The organism is uncultured Acidaminococcus sp., from assembly GCA_900538365.1.
Lineage (GTDB): Bacteria > Bacillota > Negativicutes > Acidaminococcales > Acidaminococcaceae > Acidaminococcus.
The window spans coordinates 1-21181 of record UPXT01000038.1 but is presented as its reverse complement, the minus strand read 5'-3'; the positions used below and the strand labels follow the sequence as shown (position 1 = coordinate 21181).

Sequence of the window (21181 nt, the reverse complement as noted above, 5' to 3'; positions counted from 1 at the left end):
AATTAAGCTGCAACACAATCTTATATGGGTCTCCCGAGAAAATGTTGACACATACCCAGGGCGGAAAACTTCTTGCATGGGGTTATCCCTTATGGTATAATACAGCGTATGCATTAACGGGCGGTCCGCTGTTAGCACGTGGCTAGACATGAACGTCTTGGATTCTGAGGAGGAACTAGTAAATGAACGTTATCGAAGCAATTGAAAAGGAACAGCTGCGTTCCGACATTCCTGACTTCCGTCCCGGCGATACCCTGAAAGTATACGTCAAGGTTGTTGAAGGAAACCGTGAACGTGTTCAGTTATTTGAAGGTGTCTGCATCTCCCGCAACGGTTCAGGTGTCCGTGAAATGTTCACCGTTCGCCGTATCGCATCCGGTGTTGGTGTAGAAAGAACGTTCCCCGTACATTCCCCGCGTCTGGAAAAGATTACTGTTTCCCATCGTGGTATTGTTCGGAGAGCCAAACTGTACTACCTGCGCAAACTTACGGGTAAAGCTGCCCGCATCAAGGAGCGCCGCTAATTGGAAAACGAAAAGGGGGCTGTCCTGCAGTCCCCTTTTTTTGTATACTTGAGAAGCTTTGCTGCATTATGTTAGAAACAGGTGAGATCCATGAGTGAAGAAAAAGAAAAGAAATCCTGGCAGGATACCGCCAGTGACTGGTTGTTTTCCATTATTATCGCTGTGGTCCTGGCTTTGGGAATCCGAACTTTTCTGGTCGAGCCCTATATGGTTTCCGGGCCGTCCATGCGGCCTACCCTGCAGAATGAAGAACGTCTGATTGTCAATAAGCTGGTTTACTACCTGCGTGAACCGCAGAGAGGGGAAATCGTCGTCTTCAAGTACCCCAGTGATACGCGGCGTGATTTCATCAAGCGCGTCATTGCTGTTGGCGGAGATACCCTTGAAATCCGGGATGGCAAGACCTTCGTCAATGGGGAAGCCCTTGATGAAAGCTATATCAAGGAGCCCTTTCATACCAATTATGGAAAGGTGACGGTCCCTAAGGGCTTTATTTTCGTTATGGGCGATAACCGTAATAATTCCGAAGACAGCCGTTATGCCGATGTGGGCTTTGTCGATCTGTCTCTAGTAAAAGGAAAAGCCAGTGTTGTCTTTTGGCCTTTCTCGGAATTTAAGGCCCTGCCGTAAGGAGGGGAATCCATGCCAGAACTTTTGGAGGGCTATGCCTTTACGATCCAGTGGTTTCCCGGTCATATGACAAAGGCCAAACGGCAGATGGAAAGCGAGCTTAAGATGGTTGATGTCGTCGTTGAGCTCCTTGATGCCCGTATTCCCCGGGCAAGTGCCAACCCACTCCTTAAAGGACTCATTGGCAGTAAAACCAAGATTGTAGCCCTTAATAAAACGGATATGGCCGATCCCCTTGCTACTAAGGCCTGGCTCAACTATTTCAAGGAAGCGGGCCTCAAGGCCCTGGAAGTTGACTGCCAAAAAGGACGGGGGGTCAAAGCTCTCCTGACGGCAATGCGGGAAGCCGGACAGCCGGTGATCGATAAATGGTTGAAAAAAGGTGTACGCAACCATCCCATCAGAATCATGATTGTGGGAATCCCTAACGTGGGAAAATCGACGCTCATCAACCGCATCTTGGGAAAAAACAAGGCGGCGGCCCAGAATCGTCCAGGCGTGACCCGCAATACACAGTGGGTGGAAATTGGAAAGAACCTAGAACTTCTTGATACGCCTGGCGTACTTTGGCCAAAGTTTGAAAAGGTGGAAACCGGCTTTAACCTTGCTGTGACAGGTGCCATCAAGGAAGACATCTTTGATCGGGAAATGGCTGCTTCTATTTTGCTGCTGCGCCTCAAAAAACGTTATCCTCAGGAACTGGGGGCCTCCTATGGCATTGCCGTGGAGGAAATGGATACGGCCGAATCACTTCTTGATAAAATCGGCCGGGCACGGGGTGCCTTAAAGAGCGGTGGGGAAGTGAACCGTTTAAAGGTTGTCGATCTTTTTCTCCGTGATTTTAAATTTGGAAAATTGGGACCCATGACCCTGGAAGAACCGTAAGCATAGACTGCTGCACTTTTTTTGTGCAGCAGTCTCTTTGGTACTATCATCATTTTTTCTTTTTTGACAAAATACTCAATTAGGACCGTTCATCCCTTAAAAAAGGACATTTAGCACGCCTGGATGCCCATTTGACCAAAGGGGCCCACATAGACAAGGATTCATGATATAATGACGCCCATAAGGTCCTTGAGCCGCTCAACCAGAAAGAAAAGGATGATGATGAAATGCAATCCATTGCTGAAATAAAAGCTGCCCTTTCCCATATGCCTGCTGGGGAAGACCTTGCTGCCTGGCGCAGGGATGAACGAAAAGGGGTCCAGCGCCTCCTTGCATCCTATGATAAAAGATGTGCCCGCATGGCTGCGGAAAAGGAGCGTCTTTCCGCCCTGTTGAAACCGGAACGGGCCCTCTGGGAACAAGGGTTTATCCATGTCGCTGGAACCGATGAGGCGGGGCGAGGGCCGTTGGCAGGCCCGTTGGTGACAGCTGCTGTTATCCTGCCCCATGAAATTGACCTGCCGGGACTCAACGATTCCAAGCAGGTCCCCCAAAAACGCCGAGAGACACTTTATGATGAAATCTTGCATCAGGCACTTGCCGTGACGGTTCGCATCCTTGGGCCGCGGGAAATTGATGCGCTTAATATCTATCAAGCGGCAAAACAATCCATGCAGATGTGTCTGACCCATCTTTCAACAGCCCCGGATGCAGCACTAACCGATGCCATGCCGCTTTCCCTGCCCGGTATTCCCGTTAAGGACCTTGTTCATGGTGATGCCCGCAGTGCAGCGATTGCGGCTGCTTCCATCATTGCCAAGGTGACCCGTGACCGCATCATGGTGGAACTCAATCAGACCTATCCGGGATATGGTTTTTCTTCGAACAAAGGCTATGGGGCGAAGGCTCATTTGGATGCCCTTGCAGCCTTGGGTGTAACGCCGTGGCACCGAAGGACCTATGAACCCATCACGGGACTTGCCAGCCGTCTCGCCCTGCCGCCTGCCATCAGCGAAGATAAACTCCTGAAGCTCAAATAGAACCATGCACGAACGGACTCGTTTTGGCCGCTGGGGTGAGCGGGCAGCCGCGGCCTATCTTCGGCATCAAGGGTATATCATTGAGGCCCAAAACTACAGTTCCAGTCATGGGGAACTTGATCTTGTAGCACGCAAGGGGCATCTGCTTGTTTTTGTTGAAGTCAAGAGCCGTCGAACTGACATTTATGGCAGACCTCGCGATGCCGTTACGGAGGGAAAAGCCTCTCATATTAGGGAGACGGCCTATGATTATCTGCAGGACCATAAACGCCCCGGCGACCGGATCCGCTATGACGTCATTGAAATCATGATGCTCTTTGGCCATTTTCAGCTCAACCATTTGGAAAACTATTTGTAATCGGGAACAAAGGCGGGATCCGCTGGATGTTTTCAGGCAGCCGGTCCCAAAGAAGGAGTGACTATATTGTACGCACGGACATGGGGAGAAACGACTTGCGGCATCAATGGCGAGATGATTGTTGTTGAGGTTGATGTGACCAATGGAAAGTTTAATTTTGAAATTGTGGGACTGGCGGATACCGCCGTCAAGGAGTCCCGGGAGCGTGTCCGCAGCGCCATCAAGAATTCGAGCTGCAAGTTTCCCAATCAGCATATTACGGTCAACCTTGCCCCTGCCGACCTAAAAAAAGACGGTTCCGGCCTCGATCTGCCCATTGCCATAGGCATCCTGGCTGCTCAGGCAAGATTGGAACTGCCTAAAGATAATGCCCCTGTCTTTGTCGGTGAACTGGCCCTTGATGGGTCCCTGCGTCCAGTGAGCGGTATCCTGCCCATGATTTTACGGGCACGGGACGAAGGACGGGGAAGTATCTTTATTCCTGCAGGTAATGCGGAGGAAGGGGAACTGGTAGATGGCATCGATGTCTTTACGGCCCATAATTTAAGTGAGATTGTCCATCATCTCAAAGGGGAAGAGGCGCTTTTACCGTTAGGGAAACGCATACGGTTTTCTGAAGAGGAAATTCCGACAACCGTCGATTTTGCTGATGTCCAAGGGCAGGTCGTAGCCAAAAGGGCCCTCGAAATTGCAGCCGCCGGCGGACATAATATCCTTATGGTGGGCGCGCCTGGCGCCGGTAAGACCATGCTGGCACGGCGTCTTCCGACCATCCTGCCGCCTATGACCGAGGAAGAAGCTCTTGAGGTTACAAAAATCTATAGTATTGCCGGTCTCCTCAGTCATCGCCATGGCATCGTCATGGAACGGCCTTTTCGCAGTCCTCATCATACGGTTTCAAACAGCGCCCTTATAGGCGGCGGCAGTATCCCCAAACCAGGGGAAGTGACCTTGAGCCATCATGGAGTGCTCTTTCTTGATGAACTGCCGGAATTTACCCGCAGTTCCCTGGAGGTTCTCCGGCAGCCCCTGGAAGACCGTATCGTTACCATCAGCCGCGTTCAGGCAACGTTGACTTTTCCTGCTGATTTCATTTTGGTTGCAGCCCAGAATCCCTGCCCTTGCGGCTTCTGGGGAGAAGAGGATGGCATCCATCAGTGTACTTGCCGTCCCGGGGATATCCAGCGTTACCAGAAAAAAATCAGCGGCCCCCTCTTGGACCGCATTGACATCCAGATCCACGTGCCCCGCCTGCAATACAAGGAAATGAAGGGAAGCCGCCCAACAGAAAGCTCAGCCGCCATCAGAAAGCGTGTGGTTGCCGCCCGGGCATGGCAGCAGGAACGGCTCCAAGGAACCCATAAGTTCTGCAATGCCAGTATGGGCCGCAGGGAAGTGAAGGCTTTTTGTCCCCTTACAGAGGGGGCTGAAAAGATGCTGGAAGCCTATTTTACGGCGCTGGGGCTCAGTGCGAGAAGCCACGACCGGATCATCAAGGTAGCCCGGACCATTGCAGACCTGGATGAAGCCGAAAAAATAGACGAATCCCATCTAGGAGAAGCCATTCAGCTGCGGACCAGCATTCAGTCTTGAGGAAGGAAGGACATCATGTTTCTGACCCTTTTTTATATTCTTGCAGGACTTTGCACAGGGAGCTTCCTCGCACTTTGTGCGGACCGGCTTCCGCGTGGGGAAAGCCTCTTTTTTCCAGCTTCCCACTGTGATGCCTGCGGGCATCGTCTCGGCGTCTTAGACTTGATTCCTTTGTGGAGCTATCTTCGCCTCCGCGGCCGCTGCCGCTACTGTGCAGCACCGCTTAAAATGGATCTCTTATGGTGGGAAGTCGGAATGGGCGGAGCTTTTGCCCTCCTTGGAAGGGGAGCGGATCCTTCTCCCTTGCTTTTTCTTACTTTTTACCTCTTTTCCTTTCTTGTTCTCATTTCGGTTATGGATGGAAAGGAAAAATTTGTCTATGATGCCTCCCTTCTCTTTTTGGTTGGCGGGGCTCTTTTCTATCTTTTTTTCGGTGCGTCCTTCTTCCGTATGGTAGGGGGCAGTTTGTTTTTGGGGCTGCCCCTGTGGATGATTTATGGCGTATCCGGTGGCCGCATGGGTTTTGGTGATGTCACCCTCGCTTTTTCCCTTGGCCTTTTTCTTGATGGGGAGCGCAGTCTCCTGACCCTTTTCCTTGCCTCATTCTTAGGCATTGCTTTTTCTTGCCTGATGATGATCCTGGGCCGCCGTAAGTGGCAGGATCCCCTGCCCTTTGCCCCTTTTTTGTGCATGGCTGCTTTTTTTCTTTTCGTGCGGCCTGATGCGGCCCGTCTTTATTTCCGGTTCTTTTTGTTCTAATCCATTTTCACCAAACTCTGTTGCCAGGAGACGTTCCCATGCATGCCATTTTGCTTCGCTTTCTTGATCTGTTTCGTTCCTATCCCCAAAAGATTACGGTCATCCTCCTTCAAAAGGAAACCCTTTGTCTTGCGGCGTTCGAAAAGGGAAGGAGGGGAATCTATGAAATCCAGCGATATGCAGCGGCTGCTTTGCCACCTCCATTATCTGGGGAAAAACGCTGGGATGATCCGTGTGCCATGGCGGAGCTCATCCGGGAAACCTGTCAGCACAAGGGGATTCCCTTGAAGTCCCTTGCCGTTGTCCTTTCCCATGGGGATGGCTTTCTCTCCCAGCTGGAGCTTCCAGAACTGCCGGAAAAGGAGTGGAAGGATGCCGCATTATGGGAGGCCCTCCAGTACGTCCCGTATGAAGAAGGTTCCTTTGGACCCGTCCTTGAAATCAAGGGAAAAAAGGGAGCGCCTCTATCCGCCCTCATCGCCGCGGCGCCCCTTGTGGAACTGGAATTCTTTGAATGCCTTGCAGCCATGCTTTCCTGCCGTTTGGTAAAAATTGAACCGATGGCCCTGTCCCTGGGGCGGCTTCTTTATGAAACGGAACGCGGGACGGCCCTTGTCCTTTCTCGGGAAGGGACAGGCGGCACCCTGACTGCTTATGAAAAAGGCCTTCCCATAGCAAGTGAAACCTGGGATACCTTGCCTTCTGACAAAAGGTATGGCCCTTATTATGAAAAGGAAAAGGCCGCTGGCCTTTCCCCAGAAGAAGAGGCCCGGCGCTGGAAATCCCAAGTCAAGCATCTTACAGCTTATTTGGATGAAGCCATGGATCTTTCCTTCACGGATCTTTTTGTATGGGGAGAAAACGAAGCCGAAGATGCCTTTCTTTCCGCCCTTACGGAAATGACCTCCCTAGCCGTGCACAATTTTCCAATCTCCTGTTTTGGCATGGCCGCAGAGCGTTTTGAACAGGCTCACTGGAAACACGACTGGCAGAGGTTCGTGCCCCTTCTAGGGGGTGCACAGAAAGGAAGGCCTCCTTATTATCTTGACCTGCAAGCCGGCTGTGATAAAGGAAGGTGGCTTCCCCGTCGTTTTATGGAGCCTCTGACAAAGGCCCTCGCCGCTATGACAGGCGTTTTAGCTGTACTTCTTTTTTCGTGCCATTTGTACCTTACCCATGAAAAAACGCAGCTTCTCGAGCAAAAACAGGCGATTTCCCTTTGGCGCGAACAGCTGTTTCAGCATCGTAGGACGGAACAAAGAGTCCATACCTTGACGGAACTTCTTTTGGACGCGGAAAAAAGGACGCTGTCTTGGCACACCCTTTTGACGGAATTGGGCACAAGCCTTCCTAGTGAATGCGTTCTTGAAAGCGTGGAGGAACGTTGCTCACCCAAAGGCTCCATCCTTGAAATCCGGGGAAAGACAGGAAACCGGAAGCCCCTGTTTATCTGGACAGAGGATCTTTCCCGTTTGCCTGCGGTCCAAAAAGTGACGTTGGGAGATATGGAAGGCAAAGATAGCCAGGATAAGACAGGAAAGGCCCTTGATTTTACGGTTCTGATCCATTGGCAGAAAGGAAGACCCCATGATGGAACAGACTGAGTCTCGCTTTTTTGTGAAACAAAGCATGTCCAAAGGCCTTATTGGAACCTTCCTGCTTTTTGGCATGACCCTGCTCATAGCTCTTTTTGTTGGAGGCGCATTCTTTTATCCTCGTTACGGATTTCTGCAGCAGCTTCGTAAAGAGAATCAGGAGGTCTTGTTTTTTTATCGTCATTATGACGAAGAAAGGGAAAATCGTCTTTATGGTAAGCTCGCAGCTCTGGAAAAAGAGGTCCCTCCCGAGCGTTCTACTTCCCAAATCCTTCAGGCACTGACCCAATGGGGGGAGGCAAGCGGCTGCCGCCTGCTTTTTCTTCGTTCGGGTTCCGTAAAGGGAAAAAATGGCGTCATGGCACAGACCGTCGAACTTTCTTTAGAAGGAAGCTATTTTGAGATTCTGATTTTTTCTGAACTCTTTGAGCAAAAAGGGCAGGGAATGCACGCGGAGGAAACACTCTTAAAACGGAGCGAAAAAGGAAATAAGTTGATATTTCAAACCAAAATTGTTTACTTTGCAACGAAAATTGTAACGATATAGAATCATTATCCTAACAATTGACCAAAATCAAAAATGATGAGATAATAAACGATAGAGCGCTATGCCCTATAAATATTCGTTATATAATGAGTTCCAGGTAAGATGATTGGGCACGGAGAGGCCTGCATCGAGGGGAGGATTTATTCTATGTCAATCAGCTGTGTAGCACCGCATGCACAAGGAAAGTCAGCAAAGGACCGTATTTTTGGTGCCAGCGAAGCGGCCCAAAATCGAATCAAGGAAATTGGCGCAGATAAGGTTACAAATTCCACGATTGGTGTAATGTTGGATAATGATGGCAATTTTGTCGTCTTGCCGACGGTTGCCAAAGTCTACCATAGTTTGTCCGATGCAGAACTGTTTAGATATGCACCTATTACAGGCCTGCCGGAGTTTTTGGATCTTGTCCAGGGAGCCTGCTTTGGTCAGTCCCGTCCCGATGGCTGCTATACGGCTGCGGTTGCAACCGCTGGCGGCAGCGGTGCTGTCCATCACTGCATCTGGAACTACACGATGCCTGGTGATACGGTACTTACGAGCGCTTGGTATTGGGGCCCTTACAAGACCATGTGCCGCGATATGAACCGCAATTTTGACACCTATCCCATGGTGACAGAAGACCACCGGTTCAACTTGGAAGGACTTCGGGAAAAAGTACAGGAGCTTCTCAAGAAACAGGACCGTGTCCTTGCCATCATCAATACGCCGGCCCATAATCCAACGGGGTTCAGCCTGACGCCGGAGGATATTGAAAATGTGCTTCACATGTTGGAAGATTCCATCAAGGGAACCAATAAAAAGGCTGTCCTTGCCCTTGATGTAGCCTATATTGACTATGCGGGTGAAAGAGAAGAGGTCCGCAAGATCTTCAAGAAGCTCAGCCATTTGCCGGAAAATATTTTTGTCCTGATCTGCTACAGCCTTTCCAAGAGCTTTTCCATGTATGGACAGCGCAGCGGTGCCCTCATCGGTGTTTCCTCAAGTAAGGAACAGATCCAGGAATTCGTGGACGTCAATAAGTTTACGAGCCGCAGCACCTGGTCCAACTGCAACCGCGGTGCCATGGATACGCTTGCCACCATCTACAAGGACAAAAATCTTTTGGATGATATCCAGAAAGAACGGAACTATTATTATAAGATGATTCAGGAACGGGGCGATGTCTTCACGAAGGAAGCCCAGGAATGCGGACTCAAGATGATGCCTTACATTTCCGGCTTCTTCCTGTCCATTCCGGCAAAGGATTCGGAGGCAGTCTGCAATAAGCTCCATGAAGACAATATCTTCTGTGTGCCGCTTGCAGCCGGTGTCCGCGTCGGACTTTGCTGTACACCGCTCAGTAAAATCTATGGTATGGCCAAGAAAATCAAGGATGCCATGGATGCCGTTGGGGAATAAGGAAGTCAAGGGGGTGTTGCTTGGGCAGCACCCCTTTTCCCTTAACACGATAACCTTGGAAGGAGCTGATTCGATGCAACTCGTTGGACCCGATGGAAAACATAGAAACTATCAAGATGGTACACCCTTAGTGGACATTGCTCCTGATTATCAGGCGACGTATGATACCCCCATTGCCTTAGGAGTCCTGAATGGACGGGAGGTTCCCCTGCAAATGGTACCTCAGGAAGGGGATAAAATTTGTTTCCTTGATATGAACAGTGCAGAGAGTTATAATACTTACATCAGCACTTTTTTGTTTGTCCTTATTGCTGCCATGAACCAAGCTCGGCCGCAAGTTATGCTGGAAGTGCAGAATACGTTTGGCAATGCACTTTATTGCGACATCAAGAACAAGATTGTCCTCAGTGATTATGACTTGGCTGATGTGGCTGCCAAAATGAAAGCCATGATTCAGGAAAAGACACCCATCACGCTTTCCTTCAAGAAAAAGCAGGAAGCTTGGTCCTATGTAAAACCTCGCTTTTATTATGACCAGGCGCCGCTTCTGTCTGCCTTACCGGACGATGTGGAAATCCCTATTTATGAACTGGACGGGGTAAGTGCCTATTTTGTGAATCCCCTTTTGCCTCATTTGGGTTACCTCAAGGAATTCGAATTGGTCCGAATGGGGTCGGGAATCCTCCTGCGTTATGGAAAAAGGGGGCACTATGACCGCCTTGAACCCTTTGCCCGTCGGGATAAATTGGCCGCGGTCTATGCCGATTCCGAAAAGATGGGACAGCGTCTGCATTGCCCGACGGTTGCGGCCTTGAACCAGTTTATCAAACGGGGAAACAGTCGGGAGATCATCCTTGCCTGTGAAGCACAGCATGAAAAGAAGATTGCCCAGATTGCTGATGCCATTGCCAGTGAGGAACGGGGGGTCCGTTTAGTCCTCATTGCCGGTCCATCATCTTCGGGAAAAACAACTTTTTCTCAGCGTCTGGCCGTTCAACTGCGCGTCAATGGCATGCGGCCTATTCCAATCTCCATGGATAACTATTTCAAGGAACGCAAGGATACGCCGCGGCTTCCTGATGGGAGTTATGATTTTGAATCCTTGGGTGCTCTTGACACGGACCTTTTCAATGAGCAGCTTCACGAGCTTCTTCAAGGAAAAACCGTAACCATTCCTCATTTCAGTTTTCACACGGGGACCCGGAGCTATCGGGACCAAAAGGAACAGCTGGGAGATGATGGTGTCCTCATCGTAGAAGGAATCCATGGCCTCAACGAAGCAGTTTCGTCCTCCGTAGCGCGCCGGGAAAAGATGAAAATCTACATCAGTGCCCTGACGCCCCTTTCCTTTGATGACTACAACCGGATTCCCACAACGGATATGCGTCTCTTGCGCCGGATGGTGAGAGATTCGCTCTTCCGGTCCCACGATGCCATTACGACAATCCAAAATTGGCATAAGGTGAGGGCCGGAGAGGAAAAATATATTTTTCCTTTCAGTGAAGAAGCCGATATTCTCTTTAATACGACCCTTATCTACGAACTGGCAGTCTTCAAGAAGTATGCTTACCCCTTATTGGACCAGATCCGGCCAGATAAGGCTGAGTATACGGTGGCATCCAAACTGAAAAGTATGCTGAGTATCGTTGAACCGATTGATGATGAACCCATTCCCAACAACTCCATCATTCGCGAGTTCATCGGCCATTCTGTATTTGGAGATTTATTGTAAAGGAGAAGGCTCATGTATATTTCTGAACGCACAAAAAATATCCCTACTTCCCCCATTCGTAAGCTAGCACCAATGGCCAATGCCGCTGAGAAGGCAGGACGCAAGATTTACCATCTGAATATTGGTCAGCCTGATATCGCAACACCGGACAGCTTCTTTGACGCTGTGAAAAAGTTCCATCCGGCCGTGCTTGAATATGGTAAGTCCCAGGGACAGGAAGGCTTGATCAAGGCCATCCAGAAGTATTACCATGACTGGGGGATGGACTACAATCTGGATGACATTTATGTGACCAATGGCGGCAGCGAAGCCATTGCCTTTGCTGTCATGACGACTTGCGATCCTGGCGACAACATCCTTATGTTTGAACCTTTTTATGCCAACTATAAGAGCTTTGTCGGCGCCTATAATGTTGAAATCAGCGGCGTCCCCACGTCAGCACACGATGGGTATCACCTGCCCAGTGAAGCCGAGATTGAAAAGCACATCAATTCCCGGACGCGGGCCATCTTGATTTCAAATCCAGGAAACCCGACGGGCGTCATTTATACGGAACAGGAAATGGCGCTTATCAGCCGCATCGTCCGCAAACATGACCTTGCCCTTATTGCCGATGAAGTTTATCGTGAATTTGTCTATGATGGTGAATATAAGAGCTTTGGAACTATGCCGGAACTGGCAGAGCACCTTATCATGATTGATTCTGTTTCTAAACGCTACAGTGCGTGCGGGGCTCGTATTGGCTGTGTGATGACCAAAAACAAGGAGCTCAGTGCCCAGCTCCTTAAATGCTGCCAGGCCCGTCTTTCCGTTTCCCAATTGGATCAGGCCGGAGCAGCGGGTCTTTATACGACACCGGCTTCTTATTGGGAAGATGTGCGTAATGAATATACGCGCCGCCGCGATACCCTGAAGGAAGCGCTCTCTGCTATGCCGGGCGTTATTTCGTCTGAACCGAAAGGGGCTTTTTATGTCATGGTCAAACTGCCCGTTGACAACATCGAAAAGTTTGCCCAATGGCTTCTCACCGATTTTGCCATCGATAATGAAACGGTCATGATTACGCCGGGAAATGGTTTCTATGTATCTTCTCCGGACCGAGGCTGTGACGAATGCCGCATTGCCTATGTCCTCAATTGTGAAGACCTTAAAAAGGCCATGCATATCCTTGCTGAAGGTTTGAAACAGTATCCGGGACGGATGCGGTAAGGTTCATCTGTGTGCCGCAGCATAGCGGGCGCGCCAGATGCAAGTTGAAAATACCGCTGTAAAAAGGTGGGCGGGAAAGAGTGATTCTTTCCGGCCCACCTTTTCCAATAGCTGCTGTCGTTGCTATCTGGAAAAATGCTATGGACAGGCCATCGTTTCCTGAGGGGCAAGGATTTTACTTATAAAAGCACGGAAGAAAGGGAGTTTATCCACTTTCTTCCGTGCTTTATGTATAGGATGATTTCCATTTACTGAGGAATACGTGAATTTACGAGCGGCAGATTCCATCCAGCCAATCAAATAGCTCAGGCAGATCATAATCTCCTGCATGACCTTTTCCCCAAGCTACTTCAAAATTGACGTCCTTGCCGCGTTTTTGAAGCAGTAAGGCAAGTTCCGCAGGAATGGCAAGAACGGTGTCCCGATCGAGGCTGCCATGACGGATCCGCCAGTGCGGTGCCGCTTTGCCTTCCTTTTCCTGAAGGAAGGCGATGGGGTTGATCAGGCGCGCTTCTTTATCCGGTACTAGGGAATGAAGGTCTGTGCGATGGTCCATGGAAAAACGGGTGAAGTGACGCGGCGTGCCGTCCAAGGTACCAAATTCATCATTTTCCGGAGTGGAACTATCCAGCTTATCAAAGGCTGGAGCTGCTTTGAGTCTCGTTGCAAGAAGGGCATAAAGGGATAGATCCATATCAGCGACTTTTCCATCGCTTATTTGTATCCAATCCGTTTTTGACACATCGACGCCTTGGTCCTGTGCTTTTTGTGCCGACGCCATATAAAGACCTTTGATATAGTCTTTGAAAGAGCCGTTTCCTTCTGCATCAAGCAGGAGTTTTCCAAATTCTTTGGTTTCAAGCTCCAGGGTATTGAGATAGGCTGGATAGGCGGCCTTCAGTTCTTTGGAAATAGCTTGTTCCGTTTCTGTCATGGAGTGCTCGGTCAGGCTTTCCTGCGGTGCATAAAGGGACCAATCGCCGCGCACCGCCCGAGTGGACCCCTGCTGCTGAAAGTAGGTGTTGACACCACTGAAGATCCACTCGTAGGCCATGTCGGCATGGGATAGGTCCGTAATAGGGCAATAGACGCTGGCCGCAAAAATATCATCCCGTTCCTTGGCTGCACCAATCTCTTTGAGATAAGGCTCATATGCGTCGCTGTTTCCCGTTGCGCCCAATAGGGCAGAAAGCGCTCCGCCTGCGCTGGTTCCGTTTGCAATGATGCGCTGGGTATTGCCCGCGGGCAGGCGGTTCCGGTTATGCCGCAAATAGCGGACCGCGGCTTTGTAGTCTACGATGAGCGCCGGCGCCTTTCCTACATACGTGTTTTCACTATTGGTGGTAGTGCGGCCCCGTATGGCGGGGGCCGCAACTACATACCCGCGGGATAGGGCATAAAGGACAGCGTTTGGACCGGTCCCTTCATGGTTTGTCTCACTGGGAGCCTGAATTTCGCCGGGCATATAACCGCCCACCCCGTTTGGCATGAAAATGGGGGCTGTTTTAGCACTGTACCCATTGATGCGGCCGCCTTCCAGATAGGCAGCAGGAATGTAGAGGGTCAGGCGCTCCGATTCAGCTGCCTTGGGCTGGCTGACATAGACACGGTTTTCATAGGCGTAGAAGGGGACGGCTTTGCCATTTACGGTGAGTGTCTCCTTGCGGTCCGGTTTAGGGATAAAAGTAAGATCATAGCGCTGAACTTTTGTATCAGGACGCTTTTGCGCGGTAAGGACTGCAGGTGTTATTTGTTCGGAAGCCATAGCTTCCTTCGCAGCAGCCACGCTGGCGGTCCCTATAAGAAGACTCAAACCTCCTAAAAGAACGATTTTTTTTGAGATCATAACGGTCACTCCTTTTTATGGATGGATTAACGCGCATTTTTCATTCGGTCCTATTGTAGAAGGGAATGTAAGGGTTGTCAAAGGATGGAAGCAGCGTCCCCTGGCAATGAAAAAAGAAGGATGGCAGGGTACCTTCCATTGCCTGCCTCTTGGTTTTTAGTATATAATGAAGAACATGAAAGTTTGATGAATAGGAAGGGAGAGAACCCTATGCCAAATCGTTTTGCTCAATTTGCGATTGCGCCTTCTCTTGTTGAACGGCTGCATCAGACCGGAAAGGATATTCCGACACCTGTACAGGAGCGCGCCATTCCTGCCCTTTTGCAGGGCAGGGACGTCATTTGCCGCGCCCAAACAGGGGTGGGAAAAACCCTCTCCTTTGTCATTCCCCTGTTTGCAAAAATCGCAGAAGAAAAAAACTTCGTGCAGGCCCTCATTCTTTCCCCCACAAGGGAGCTGGCCCAGCAAACAGCAGGCGAAATCAAAAAGCTTGCGGCGGAAACAGCGGTCCGCGTCCTTGCCGTAAGCGGGGGCAAGGACTATGACGAAGAACGGCGGAAGCTGGACAATAAGGCCAACGTCCTTGTAGGAACGCCGGGCCGCCTCTTGGATCACCTGCGCAAGGGCAACACAAACCTTGGCGGCGTAACCTACCTCGTTCTTGACGAAGTGGACGAAATGCTGCGTCAAGGCTTTGGTGACGATATCGAAACCCTGCTGTTCCTTATGCCCCAGCCCCATCAGACCATGATGTGTTCGGCAACCCTCGATGAAGAAGTAAGAAAACTGGGCAAGATGATTACCAAGAATCCCCGCCTCATTGACATCGATCCCAAGGAGGCGACGGCATCGACCATTCATCAGGTCTGCATCAAAGTGAATGAAGACCATAAGGAAGAAGCCCTCCAAACCCTCATTGAGCGCTGCAATCCCTTCCTTATGCTTGTTTTCTGCAAGAGCAAGGAACGGGCCATTGAGGTCTACGATTGGCTCTATGGCAAAGGCTTCAATGCTGATGTCCTTCACGGTGATCTGTCCCAGCAGAAACGTCGCCAGGCCATGGAGCGTTTCCGCAAGGCCAAGACCCAGATCCTTGTAGCAAGCGACATTGCAGCCCGCGGTCTTGATGTGGAAGGCGTGACCCAGGTCGTAAACTTTGATATTCCCCATGATCCCGATTGGTATGTCCATCGCATTGGCAGAACGGGACGGGCCGGCAACGAAGGGGAGGCCATCACCTTCTATACGGCGGATGAGACACGCTGGCTCTCCCATCTTGAAGATAAGCTTGGCATCACCTTGGAACGGCAGAACCTTGCCGGTGAAAAGGTGCGGCGTACCATGAAACCTGTGCGTCCCAAGAAAAAACAGGTTCCTAAGCGCGGCAAGAGTGCCGTCGGGCCCAACAAACGGGGGACAAAATACGCCGAAGCTTCGCGCAAACAGAAGAAGTGACGGGTCACGCACGGTCAAAAAATCCCCGCATGGAAAGAGAAACGTGCTATAATGAAAACTATATGTTTTTAGATTTAGATAAGAGGTGCTTCCATGGATAAAGAAGTTCGTGTACGATTTGCCCCGAGTCCAACGGGATATCTGCATATTGGCGGTGCCAGAACAGCCCTTTTCAACTGGCTCTTTGCCAAAAGCCAGGGCGGCAAGCTGGTCCTTCGCATTGAAGATACGGACCAGGACCGATTGAAGGAAGATTCTGTCTCCCAGATCATTACGAGCCTGAAGTGGCTGGGGTTAAATTGGGATGAAGGTCCGGAGGTTGGCGGCCCTGTCGGTCCGTACTTCCAGTCCGAACGGTTTGACATCTACCGCAAATACTGCCAGCAGCTCATTGATGAAGGAAAGGCCTACTACTGCTTCTGCTCGGCTGAAGACCTAGCGGAGCAACGCGAAAAGCAGCGCGCCTTGAAACAGCCCTTCCACTATGCCCGGACCTGCCGTAACATTCCGCCAGAAGAGGCCAAGAAGCGTGTCGAAAATGGCGAATCCTATTCGGTCCGCATCAAGGTTCCCTTGGAAGGAACGATAGGCTTCCATGATATGATCCATGGCGATATCCAGTTTGACGTGAACCAATACGATGATTTTGTCATCATGAAGAGCAGCGGCATTCCAACCTATAACTTTGCCGTTGTCGTTGACGACCACCTCATGGGCATGACCCATGTCCTGCGCGCCGAAGAACACGTTTCCAACACGCCGAAACAGCTCTTTATCTATCAGGCACTGGGCTGGAAAGCCCCCCAGTTCGGTCACATGCCCATGATCCTGGCTCCGGACAGAAGCAAGCTCAGTAAACGCCATGGCGCAACGAGCGTCGAGGAATTCCGCAGCCAGGGCTATCTCCCCGAAGCCATCGTAAACTACCTGACCCTTTTGGGCTGGGCACCCGGTAATGACGAGGAAATCTTTTCTCTCGAGGATACGGTGAAGGTCTTTGATTTCAGTAAGATGAGCCAAAAAGCAGCCGTCTATGACGTGAAGAAACTGACCTGGATGAACGGTCAGTATCTTTCCAGCCTGCCCCTTGACCATATTGTTGAGGCCGCCATTCCTTTCTTTAAGGAAAAGGGCCTTGTCGATGATGCCTATCTTGCAGCCCACAAGGACTATTTTGCTCACCTTGTCGATGTGGTTCGCGTCCGTGTCAAGACCCTTGCCGAAGTGGCCGATGCGTCGACGTATTTCTTTAAGGACCTCGACGGCTACGAAGAAAAGGGCGTCGAAAAGCACTTCAAACCGGAAAACGCAGCTCTTCTCAAAAAATGCCACGACAAGCTGGCCGCTCTTCCTGTCTTTGACCTTGCAACGACGGAACAGGCTTACCATGAAATTGCAGACGAAATGGGTATTTCCTTCGGAAAGGTCATCCATCCAACGCGTCTTGCCCTGACGGGCCGCACCTTCAGCCCGGGCATGTTCGATGTCATGGTTCTTCTTGGCCGTGAAAAGACCTTGGAACGCTTGGAAAAGGCCATTGCCTTCATTGAAAATAAATAGGAGCACTCGTGGAACCCATCCTTACCATTGATATTGGCGGTACAGCCATTAAGTTTGGGGTTGCGGATGAAACAGGCAGGTTTCTCCAAAAGGGGAGCCTGCCTACCCGTATTCGGGAAAAAGGAGTGGACGCCTTCCTTGCAGATCTCCTTTTTCTTGCGCGGCGCGTCAGAAAAGCATTCCCCATTACTGGGATTGCCGTTTCCCTTGCGGGCGTCATAAATGGCGATACGGGGGAACTGCTCCTTCCAAGCCAGTATTTTCCCGGCCTTCACCGCATGAGCCTTGTGAATTTCTTTCAAAAGGAAACGGGCTTACCTGCCCTGTGTGAAAACGATGCCAACTGCGCGGCCCTTGCTGAATATTGGCAGGGCGCCGGCAAAGGGGCCCATATGCTGCTGTGCATGACCTTGGGAACGGGGATTGGCGGTGCCTTGGTCCATGAAGGCAGGCTTTGCCGCGGTGCTTCCTACGCTGCCGGCGAGGTGGGGCAGGCCCATTTTGGATCGCCTCAAACGTGGGAGAATTGGGCCAGCGTTTCGGCCCTTTTTGCGGAGGCAGAAAAAAAGCGGAACCTTGCGCCAGGGTCCCTTACAGGACAAGATTTTTTTGCCCTTGTAGAAAAAGGAGAGGAGGCGGAGACCCTTCTCCTGCGTGAATGGGTGGACCGCTGGATGGTAGGCATTGTGTCTTTGGCATGGATTGTAAATCCGGACCGTATCGTCATTGGCGGTGGGATCTCAGCCCAAAGAAAGCTTCTCATGCCTTATCTCAAGGCGGCCTTTGACGCCAAAATGCCGGCCATTTTAACGCCTCATACGACCCTTTCCTTAGCCCATTTTCAAAACGATGCGGGCATGTTGGGAGCCCTATATCTCTATCAGCAGCGCCGTCAGGAAGCGGGAAAAAGGATTTGACATTCTAATGGATAGTCACTATAATATTAGGGTATCACTTTGAGATTGTGTCGTTAGCCCCGATGCGATTGATAAGACTCATCACTGGATACAACAAATGATTGAGTTTTTATTTAGGAGGAATCAGGATGAAAACATATATGGCAACCCCGTCTACCATTGAACGCAAATGGTACGTAGTGGATGCTGCCGATAAGACCCTCGGCCGTCTTGCTGCCGAAGTCGCAAAGGTGCTCCGCGGTAAACATAAACCGACTTTTACGCCCCATATGGACACGGGTGATCATGTCATCATCATCAACGCTGACAAGGTCCGTCTGACGGGCAAGAAATTGGTCCAGAAAGTTTACTTCCGTCACTCCGGTTATCTGGGCGGCGATAAGTATACCAAAGCAGGCGATATGCTTGCCAAGAATCCGGTCAGAATGGTTGAATTAGCCGTTCGCGGAATGGTTCCCCACAATCGTCTGGGCAGCCAAATCATTAAAAAACTGCATGTATACGCTGGTTCTGAACATCCTCATGCTGCACAAAAGCCTGAAGTTCTGACCATCGATATTCGCTAAGAGGAGAGGAGAACTAGACAATGGCAAAAGTTACTTATGATGCAACTGGCAGCCGCAAGAGCTCTGTCGCTCGTGTTCGCCTTGTTCCAGGCGAAGGCAAGATTGTGATCAACGGCCGCGAATTGAGTGAATATTTCAGCCTCAAGACCCTCGAACTGGTTGTTCGTCAACCGCTCGAAACGACTGAAACCCTGGGTAAATATGATGTTACAGCTAACGTTGTTGGCGGCGGTATCGCTGGCCAGGCTGGCGCTGTCCGTCATGGCATTGCCCGTGCCCTGCTGAAAGTGGACGGAGATTATCGTCCTCTTCTGAAAAAAGCGGGTCTCCTGACCCGTGATCCGCGCGAGAAGGAACGTCGTAAATACGGCTTAAAGAAAGCTCGTAAGGCTTCCCAGTTCTCCAAGAGATAAGGACACCTGCATACAAGAGAAATTTTATGCAAGAAAAAATGCGCATCCCAAGATGGGATGCGCTTCTTTTTTGTTGTAAGGATGTATAAACCAACATAAATTCGCTGTGAAATTTTCTATAGCGTATATACAGCGTACAAATGGTCCCTCTCAAGCCGTCATCCCGTCGAGGACATTTGCAATATGTACGCTGATGCTGACCTGTACGGCCTGGGGAAGGGCGTTTTCCCCAAGGACGCCGCTCCGGCAAGTCCCGCCCATCCCCACTGCCTGTGCCACTATGCACCGGTGTACCAGAGTGAGCTGGAAGGAAAGACCCGTTCCCATGACTTCGAAGGCCGGGGAAGTGAATGGCTGCATAACCAGCCAATTTCTGTCCAGGAGAAAATCCTAGGCGTCAAAGGGCGGGAGGAATGGAAGGCCGGCAGGGCTGGCTGGATGGAGAAGGCAAGAAACTTCGAAATGCCGTCTGTGATTCTTGCTTCCAGACTGACAAAACCAATTGAGAATGGTATAATTAATAAAAGAAAAAACGAAAGCGCTACGGGAAAAGCGAGTGCTATCACTCATGGGTTTGGGGAATTGAATGTTCGCCAGCGCAATCTTTTGGCTGTGCTTCCTAAGTTTGGTTCCCGAGTGACCGTTAAGAAAAAAGGTGTTAAATTAGGAGACCTTGCGGCAATGACCGCCGCCACTGGCGTTGAGTTTGCGGTATTCACGAGAAGAGCAGAAAGGCTTATTATTCGTGGGAATAAAATCAGTGTTCCCGGTAGCATAAAAGAACTTGCGGAATTAAGCCGGCAAGGTTATCGCTTTAGTGGGCATACTCATCCGGGAATAGCCGATAACGTATTAACGGCTTCTGAGGGAGACTATTTAGCCTTGCAACAATTTAAACAATTGCGTAGTGTAATATATAATTCGTTGGGGCAACGTGAATTTTTTGAAAAGGAGTGATTTCAGTGTCTGTCGTAAAGTATTGGAATCAGCAGAAATCTGAAATCGAAAAATATTGTATTAGTCATAATCTTTCAGTTGAAAAATTTAGATTGGCTAGAAAAAGTTATAGAAACGAAGTCTACTTTGTTGTTGCCAATACTCCTCTTAATTACGATAAGAATAAGCCACTGCCTGCAGCTTTGATTGTGCATAAAACAGAGTCTGGGTTAAAGTTTGAGCAGACTGGATATACTCAGAAAACTTTGGGGCTATGACAGTGGATAATTTTAAATTAATTTATCGAATTTTAAAGTACATCGAAGCTTGCATGGGATATGAGCAATTTGATGATGACAATTTCGCGGCTTCGCATTTCGGTGTCAGTAAAGCCCTATTCCTGAATATCCTTCAGACCCTCTTAGAAGCAGGATATATCAGCGGAATCAAAATTGTAACTGATAAGTGCGGGTCGGATATTGCTCTGATTAACCCCCACCTGACGGTAGCTGGTATGGAATATTTGGCCGACAACACAATGATGAAAAAAGCATACAGGCTACTAAAAGGCATTAAGGATATTACACCTGGTGCCTAGTCATTAAGCCCCTGTTTCAACAGTGGGCTTTTTTGATGCCTGAAAGGAGGCACAATGTGAAATCAGGAGAACCTTTTATTTTGTGCGAAAAATATACGAAACTCCAGGTAAAAAAAGAAGATGGTACAACCGTTGCCGCTATTACAAAAGATGGTTGGAACTTAGCTGACGGTTATACCATCGTACTGACTCCTAATTACGACTACAAAGATTAACCTTTAGGAGGAAAAGGGTCGTTGCCGTGACTATCTTTATGAGAAATCTGACCATTTCTATTGTGAATCACGAGTTCTGACTCTTGATTGCGAGCTATTTTGCGACCAAAATCAGTAGCGTCTGACTTTCTGCTGAAAGGCTTAGTTACTTTTACATTGTGTTCGCCTTTAACAGCCCAGTTCCCATTGTGAGGAACAACATGCTGGGTTTTACCCATTCTTATCACCTCCTTTTTTAAGGAGATTATAACAAAACATTTTTCTAAGAGCAGACCTTTTGGCCTGCTTTTTTATTGTATCTTTTGAAAACCACGCCATAGTGGCGTGGTTCCGGAAAGCTTATAGCTATGAAAAAACCTCCTAATGAAGTACAATGCAGTCGACCTGTCAGTCAAGCAAAGTAAA

Annotated in this window: 24 protein-coding genes; 21 read left to right on the top strand and 3 right to left on the bottom strand. The window is 49.8% G+C overall.

Features of this window, described 5'->3' with window-relative positions; genetic code table 11:
- Positions 1–182: 182 nt before the first annotated feature.
- The 12 genes from rplS (at position 183) to QZQ08_RS07560 (ending at position 12270) form a co-directional block, all read left to right on the top strand.
- On the top strand, positions 183–524 hold the full coding sequence (gene rplS / locus QZQ08_RS07615; RefSeq protein WP_296330309.1) for a 50S ribosomal protein L19: 342 nt from the start codon (positions 183–185) through the stop codon (positions 522–524).
- 90 nt (positions 525–614) lie between these two features.
- Positions 615–1154: a signal peptidase I gene (gene lepB / locus QZQ08_RS07610; protein ID WP_296330307.1), complete on the top strand. Its 540-nt coding sequence runs from the start codon at positions 615–617 to the stop codon at positions 1152–1154.
- A 12-nt stretch (positions 1155–1166) separates the two neighbouring features.
- The gene (ylqF, locus tag QZQ08_RS07605; RefSeq protein ID WP_296330302.1) at positions 1167–2039 is read left to right on the top strand and encodes a ribosome biogenesis GTPase YlqF; all 873 of its coding nucleotides are present in this window, start codon (positions 1167–1169) and stop codon (positions 2037–2039) included.
- A 227-nt stretch (positions 2040–2266) separates the two neighbouring features.
- Entirely contained in the window at positions 2267–3079 is an 813-nt protein-coding gene (locus QZQ08_RS07600; RefSeq protein ID WP_296330299.1) for a ribonuclease HII, read from the top strand.
- A gap of 4 nt (positions 3080–3083) precedes the next feature.
- Positions 3084–3437: a YraN family protein gene (locus QZQ08_RS07595; RefSeq protein ID WP_296330296.1), complete on the top strand. Its 354-nt coding sequence runs from the start codon at positions 3084–3086 to the stop codon at positions 3435–3437.
- A gap of 66 nt (positions 3438–3503) precedes the next feature.
- Positions 3504–5030: a YifB family Mg chelatase-like AAA ATPase gene (locus QZQ08_RS07590; RefSeq protein WP_296330293.1), complete on the top strand. Its 1527-nt coding sequence runs from the start codon at positions 3504–3506 to the stop codon at positions 5028–5030.
- A gap of 15 nt (positions 5031–5045) precedes the next feature.
- Positions 5046–5789, top strand: a complete 744-nt coding sequence (locus tag QZQ08_RS07585) for an A24 family peptidase (protein WP_296330290.1) — start codon at positions 5046–5048, stop codon at positions 5787–5789.
- Between the two features lie 38 nt (positions 5790–5827).
- On the top strand, positions 5828–7393 hold the full coding sequence (locus QZQ08_RS07580) for a hypothetical protein (protein WP_296330288.1): 1566 nt from the start codon (positions 5828–5830) through the stop codon (positions 7391–7393).
- Positions 7394–7457: 64 nt separating this feature from the next.
- The gene (locus QZQ08_RS07575) at positions 7458–7931 is read left to right on the top strand and encodes a hypothetical protein (RefSeq protein WP_296330286.1); all 474 of its coding nucleotides are present in this window, start codon (positions 7458–7460) and stop codon (positions 7929–7931) included.
- Between the two features lie 147 nt (positions 7932–8078).
- Positions 8079–9329 (top strand): pyridoxal phosphate-dependent aminotransferase, encoded by a 1251-nt coding sequence (locus QZQ08_RS07570; protein WP_296330282.1) that lies wholly within the window; start codon positions 8079–8081, stop codon positions 9327–9329.
- Positions 9330–9402: 73 nt separating this feature from the next.
- Positions 9403–11061, top strand: a complete 1659-nt coding sequence (locus QZQ08_RS07565) for a nucleoside kinase (protein ID WP_296330279.1) — start codon at positions 9403–9405, stop codon at positions 11059–11061.
- A gap of 12 nt (positions 11062–11073) precedes the next feature.
- Positions 11074–12270, top strand: coding sequence for a pyridoxal phosphate-dependent aminotransferase (locus QZQ08_RS07560; protein WP_296330277.1), 1197 nt, complete (start codon positions 11074–11076; stop codon positions 12268–12270).
- Between the two features lie 268 nt (positions 12271–12538).
- Here the strand turns inward: QZQ08_RS07560 and QZQ08_RS07555 are convergent, their stop codons facing one another.
- Entirely contained in the window at positions 12539–14116 is a 1578-nt protein-coding gene (locus QZQ08_RS07555) for a subtype B tannase (protein WP_296330273.1), read from the bottom strand.
- 210 nt (positions 14117–14326) lie between these two features.
- On the opposite strand from QZQ08_RS07555, the gene QZQ08_RS07550 reads away from it, so the two are divergent.
- From QZQ08_RS07550 to rpsI, 5 genes are all read left to right on the top strand, one after another.
- Positions 14327–15571, top strand: a complete 1245-nt coding sequence (locus QZQ08_RS07550; RefSeq protein WP_296330270.1) for a DEAD/DEAH box helicase — start codon at positions 14327–14329, stop codon at positions 15569–15571.
- Positions 15572–15664: 93 nt separating this feature from the next.
- Complete coding sequence (gltX, locus tag QZQ08_RS07545; RefSeq protein ID WP_296330267.1) at positions 15665–17131, top strand: glutamate--tRNA ligase; 1467 nt, start codon at positions 15665–15667, stop codon at positions 17129–17131.
- Between the two features lie 8 nt (positions 17132–17139).
- Positions 17140–18048, top strand: coding sequence for an ROK family protein (locus QZQ08_RS07540; RefSeq protein WP_296330264.1), 909 nt, complete (start codon positions 17140–17142; stop codon positions 18046–18048).
- A gap of 128 nt (positions 18049–18176) precedes the next feature.
- Positions 18177–18614, top strand: coding sequence for a 50S ribosomal protein L13 (gene rplM / locus QZQ08_RS07535; RefSeq protein ID WP_009015558.1), 438 nt, complete (start codon positions 18177–18179; stop codon positions 18612–18614).
- A 20-nt stretch (positions 18615–18634) separates the two neighbouring features.
- Entirely contained in the window at positions 18635–19027 is a 393-nt protein-coding gene (gene rpsI / locus QZQ08_RS07530; RefSeq protein ID WP_009015557.1) for a 30S ribosomal protein S9, read from the top strand.
- Between the two features lie 150 nt (positions 19028–19177).
- Here rpsI and QZQ08_RS07525 read toward each other — a convergent pair whose 3' ends face one another.
- Positions 19178–19387, bottom strand: coding sequence for a hypothetical protein (locus tag QZQ08_RS07525; RefSeq protein ID WP_296330258.1), 210 nt, complete (start codon positions 19385–19387; stop codon positions 19178–19180).
- A gap of 111 nt (positions 19388–19498) precedes the next feature.
- Here QZQ08_RS07525 and QZQ08_RS07520 point away from each other — a divergent pair, with 111 nt between their 5' ends.
- Genes QZQ08_RS07520 through QZQ08_RS07505 form a run of 4 tightly spaced genes read left to right on the top strand, consistent with a single transcriptional unit; the run spans position 19499 to position 20776 of the window.
- Positions 19499–19984, top strand: a complete 486-nt coding sequence (locus QZQ08_RS07520) for a hypothetical protein (RefSeq protein WP_296330254.1) — start codon at positions 19499–19501, stop codon at positions 19982–19984.
- Positions 19985–19989: 5 nt separating this feature from the next.
- On the top strand, positions 19990–20241 hold the full coding sequence (locus tag QZQ08_RS07515; protein WP_296330252.1) for a hypothetical protein: 252 nt from the start codon (positions 19990–19992) through the stop codon (positions 20239–20241).
- A complete protein-coding gene (locus QZQ08_RS07510; protein WP_296330249.1) occupies positions 20238–20561 on the top strand; it encodes a YjcQ family protein in 324 nt (107 codons plus the stop codon). The genes QZQ08_RS07515 and QZQ08_RS07510 overlap by 4 nt, the downstream gene beginning before the upstream one ends.
- A 56-nt stretch (positions 20562–20617) precedes the next feature.
- The gene (locus QZQ08_RS07505) at positions 20618–20776 is read left to right on the top strand and encodes a hypothetical protein (RefSeq protein WP_296330247.1); all 159 of its coding nucleotides are present in this window, start codon (positions 20618–20620) and stop codon (positions 20774–20776) included.
- On the opposite strand, the gene QZQ08_RS07500 is transcribed toward QZQ08_RS07505, so the two are convergent.
- The gene (locus QZQ08_RS07500; RefSeq protein WP_296330244.1) at positions 20773–20994 is read right to left on the bottom strand and encodes a DUF2188 domain-containing protein; all 222 of its coding nucleotides are present in this window, start codon (positions 20992–20994) and stop codon (positions 20773–20775) included. The two genes, QZQ08_RS07505 and QZQ08_RS07500, sit on opposite strands and share 4 nt — an antisense overlap.
- Positions 20995–21181: the final 187 nt, after the last annotated feature.

Bases quoted from the DNA above. Each gene is read 5' to 3' on its own strand.
- QZQ08_RS07575 (WP_296330286.1), top strand. From the start codon at position 7,458: ATGACCCTGCTCATAGCTCTTTTTGTTGGAGGCGCATTCTTTTATCCT.
- QZQ08_RS07595 (WP_296330296.1), top strand. From the start codon at position 3,084: ATGCACGAACGGACTCGTTTTGGCCGCTGGGGTGAGCGGGCAGCCGCG.
- ylqF (WP_296330302.1), top strand. From the start codon at position 1,167: ATGCCAGAACTTTTGGAGGGCTATGCCTTTACGATCCAGTGGTTTCCC.
- QZQ08_RS07525 (WP_296330258.1), bottom strand. From the start codon at position 19,387: ATGCAGCCATTCACTTCCCCGGCCTTCGAAGTCATGGGAACGGGTCTT.
- rplS (WP_296330309.1), top strand. From the start codon at position 183: ATGAACGTTATCGAAGCAATTGAAAAGGAACAGCTGCGTTCCGACATT.
- gltX (WP_296330267.1), top strand. From the start codon at position 15,665: ATGGATAAAGAAGTTCGTGTACGATTTGCCCCGAGTCCAACGGGATAT.
- QZQ08_RS07570 (WP_296330282.1), top strand. From the start codon at position 8,079: ATGTCAATCAGCTGTGTAGCACCGCATGCACAAGGAAAGTCAGCAAAG.
- rplM (WP_009015558.1), top strand. From the start codon at position 18,177: ATGAAAACATATATGGCAACCCCGTCTACCATTGAACGCAAATGGTAC.
- QZQ08_RS07500 (WP_296330244.1), bottom strand. From the start codon at position 20,994: ATGGGTAAAACCCAGCATGTTGTTCCTCACAATGGGAACTGGGCTGTT.
- QZQ08_RS07555 (WP_296330273.1), bottom strand. From the start codon at position 14,116: ATGATCTCAAAAAAAATCGTTCTTTTAGGAGGTTTGAGTCTTCTTATA.
- QZQ08_RS07600 (WP_296330299.1), top strand. From the start codon at position 2,267: ATGCAATCCATTGCTGAAATAAAAGCTGCCCTTTCCCATATGCCTGCT.
- lepB (WP_296330307.1), top strand. From the start codon at position 615: ATGAGTGAAGAAAAAGAAAAGAAATCCTGGCAGGATACCGCCAGTGAC.
- QZQ08_RS07585 (WP_296330290.1), top strand. From the start codon at position 5,046: ATGTTTCTGACCCTTTTTTATATTCTTGCAGGACTTTGCACAGGGAGC.
- QZQ08_RS07560 (WP_296330277.1), top strand. From the start codon at position 11,074: ATGTATATTTCTGAACGCACAAAAAATATCCCTACTTCCCCCATTCGT.
- QZQ08_RS07565 (WP_296330279.1), top strand. From the start codon at position 9,403: ATGCAACTCGTTGGACCCGATGGAAAACATAGAAACTATCAAGATGGT.
- QZQ08_RS07510 (WP_296330249.1), top strand. From the start codon at position 20,238: ATGACAGTGGATAATTTTAAATTAATTTATCGAATTTTAAAGTACATC.
- rpsI (WP_009015557.1), top strand. From the start codon at position 18,635: ATGGCAAAAGTTACTTATGATGCAACTGGCAGCCGCAAGAGCTCTGTC.
- QZQ08_RS07550 (WP_296330270.1), top strand. From the start codon at position 14,327: ATGCCAAATCGTTTTGCTCAATTTGCGATTGCGCCTTCTCTTGTTGAA.
- QZQ08_RS07580 (WP_296330288.1), top strand. From the start codon at position 5,828: ATGCATGCCATTTTGCTTCGCTTTCTTGATCTGTTTCGTTCCTATCCC.